This is a genomic window from Ohtaekwangia sp. (assembly GCF_036568665.1).
Lineage (GTDB): Bacteria > Bacteroidota > Bacteroidia > Cytophagales > Cyclobacteriaceae > Ohtaekwangia.
Genome location: NZ_DATCSD010000158.1, coordinates 1 through 3,385, shown reverse-complemented (window position 1 = coordinate 3,385; position 3,385 = coordinate 1). Strand labels below are relative to the sequence as shown.

Below are 3,385 nucleotides of genomic sequence, written 5' to 3'. Positions count from 1 at the left end.
GAATACAATCGTAGAAAGCAAATCATCCTCCCTGCGCGAAGCCTGGAGAGGCATTCAACAGGCAAAGCCCGGTATACGGATTCGCGAAGCAGCAAAAGATTTAGGCGCGAGCGAAGCAGAATTACTGGCTACTAAAATCGGGGAGGGCGTTGTGCGTTTGCAAGGCCCGTGGCCGGAGTTGCTGAAGAGCTTTAAGTCGTTGGGAAAAGTGATGTCGCTTACACGCAATGATGCCTGTATACTTGAACATAAAGGTCCGTTCCTGGATATTGATATCATAGGCGAAGGTGCACGCGCGATGGCAACGGTTATAGGCCCGATAGAAACACGTGTGTTCTTTCATGCATGGCAATTTGCTTTCGCTGTTACCGAAGAGAAATCAGATCGCATACTGAAAAGTATACAGGTGTTTGACAAAGCCGGTGAAGCTGTAACAAAAATATACCTGCAGGAGAAAAGCGATGAGGAAGCCTATACGAAACTCGTAGAAGATTTTCGCTCAGAGAATCAATCAGCAGATATGGATGTAGAACCCTATACAAAAGAAGAATTATCCGGGCCACAGGATCGCGATGCATTTCTGAAAGAGTGGAGCGAGTTGAAAGATACGCACGACTTCTTTGGCATGCTGCGCAAGCATAAAGTACATCGCTACCATGCGCTCGAGTTAGCAAGCGGTACATTCAGCTATGCCGTTGATGCCAAGCAAACACCGAAGCAGATTTTAGATGAAGCATCTGCAGCAAAATTACCCATTATGATCTTCGCGGGTAATCGCGGCAACTTACAGATACATCAAGGGAAAGTACGCACTATCCGTTTGTTGGAACGCGGCCATGCCGGACCAGAGCAATGGCTTAATGTACTCGATCCTGATTTCAACATGCACTTGCGCATGGATGTAGTACACACTGCCTGGGTAGTAAAGAAACCTACAACGGAGGGGCTGGTGACTTCAGTAGAATTGTTTGACAGAGAGAAGAACATGATCGCGCAGTTCTTCGGTTTGCGTAAGCCTGGTATACCAGAACGTGCCGACTGGACTGATCTCGTTAAACGCTTACCGGCACTATAAATGAAATATATACTTGCTATAGTATTAGGCTTTAGTCTGGTGGTGCAGGTGGCTGCACAGGATTCGGTGAAGACGACCGTATTGCAGGATGTTGCGGTTACGGGGCAATTTGAACCTCAATCCATCCGCAAGTCGGTATATCAGGTGCGTACGATCAATTATGATCGTATTGCCCTGAGGTCACCGGTAAATATTCAAAGTGTACTCTCAACCGAACTCGGTATACGTTTCACAAACGATCTGACTTTAGGTACAGCCGATATATCACTGATGGGCATGAGCGGGCAGAATGTAAAGATACTGCTCGATGGTGTGCCACTGCTGGATCGTGGTGCAACAAGAGAGAGTCTGAACCAGATCGATGTAAATACCATTGAGCGTATTGAAATTGTAGAAGGCCCCATGTCAGTGATCTATGGAACCGATGCACTGGCAGGTGTGATCAATATCATTACCAGGAAAGCGGATAATGATAGTGTTGATATAAATGCACGCATACAGGAAGAGACGGTTGGCAAAGAGTATAATGCCTTTCAGAAAAAAGGAATTCACAACGAGCATGTAGATGCACAGTGGCAACATAAAGGCTGGAATATAGGCGGAGGTATAACACGAAATAATTCCGGTGGCTGGCAGGAAGGACGCTATATAACCGGTAGTGAGCCAACTGAGTGGCACCCGAAAGATCAATGGCTGGGTACAACAACGGTAGGGTATAAACGCGAGCGAATCAATGTATGGTATAGATTGAATTACCTAGATGAAGTGATCACTACACTGGGTAATGCCAATCCAAACACCAGCATGGCCACTGACAAAGACTATAAAACTTCGCGCTTTACACATCAGGCGCAGGCCGACTGGCACATCAACGATAAATGGTTCTTTAATGGTGTTGCCTCTTACCAGGACTATACACGCAAAACATTAACCACTACATACAACGTAGCTACTGGCGATAGAAGATTATCAACAGAAGCAGGTTCGCAGGATGAGTCGGTTTTCAAAACCACGTTGTTCCGGGGTATGTTCGTCTATAAACTTTCTGATGCTGTTTCTTTTCAGCCGGGTGTAAATATAAATCTTGATGAAGGTTCCGGTGATCGTATTGATACGAAGCGCACTATAAATGACTATGCATTTTTTATATCATCAGAGTTTAAGCCTGCATCCTTTGTAAACATTCGTCCGGGCTTCCGCTTTATTTATAATTCGGTATACGATGCGCCACCGGTAGTGCCATCAATTAATACCAAATTTACCCTGAGCGAAAAGTTTGATCTGCGTGTAGCCTATGCGTATGGATTTCGTTCGCCAGCATTGCGTGAACTATACTTCTACTTCTTTGATGCGAGCCACTCGATCAAGGGAAATCCCAATCTGAAAGCCGAGTACTCCAACAGCTTTACAAGTTCATTGGTATGGCAGGCCTATACGACAGAATCGTTGAAGATACGTTCAACGCTGGGAGGTTTCTATAACCGCTTTGAAAACCTGATCGACCTCGGAGTTGATCCGACCGATCCGCAGATCAGCACCTATGTAAATATATACCGGTATAGAACTGCCGGAGGTACATTGGAGAACAATATCACGTGGAGAAAATTATCGGCAACCGTAGGAATGTCGTATATAGGATCCTATAATTCGTTCTCGGAAGATGACCAGTCATTACCTTCTTTTCTGTGGACACCGGAAGTGAATACTACACTTTCCTATAGTTTCACAAAGCTCGGTGCAAGCGTAAGCTTCTACTATAAATTTACCGGCAGGCGTTTGATATATGAAACCGCAGAAGTCGACAACGAAACAGTAACACATCTGGCGAGACGTTCGTCCTTTAACATGGCCGATCTCACAGCTTCGAAGAAGATCACGCATAATCTCGATGTTATAGCCGGTGTTCGAAATATACTCGACATCACCAGTATACAAAACAGTTCGCTCGATACCAGCGGAGCGCACAGTACGGGTGGTCCTGTTCCGGTAAGCTACGGACGATCGTACTTCCTGTCCATGAACTTCCATCTCACCAAGTGACCTCAACCTTTGAACTATAGAAACCTTGAACCACAGGGAACCTTTAACTATATACCTGAACGAGGAAATATTTTACTAAACTATAATTCTTACAATACACATGAACACAATTAACCGATACACACGCCTCGCGGCATTAACACTTTCTCTTTTCATGACGTTGCTGATCAACGCCTGCAGCGATGATGATCCGCCACTACCCGATAACCTGGCTACCTTCACAGCATCGGCTGTTGGTCTGGAAGATGATGCAGACGAAGCAACGATAGC

2 protein-coding genes are annotated in these 3,385 nt (G+C 45.4%); both read left to right on the top strand.

Annotated features, from left to right (window positions below; translation table 11 throughout):
* On the top strand, positions 1–1,075 hold a 1,075-nt coding region (locus VIN08_RS09205; RefSeq protein ID WP_331963528.1), incomplete at its 5' end, for a hemin-degrading factor.
* The gene (locus VIN08_RS09200) at positions 1,076–3,115 is read left to right on the top strand and encodes a TonB-dependent receptor plug domain-containing protein (protein WP_331963525.1); all 2,040 of its coding nucleotides are present in this window, start codon (positions 1,076–1,078) and stop codon (positions 3,113–3,115) included.
* Positions 3,116–3,385 lie beyond the last annotated feature (270 nt).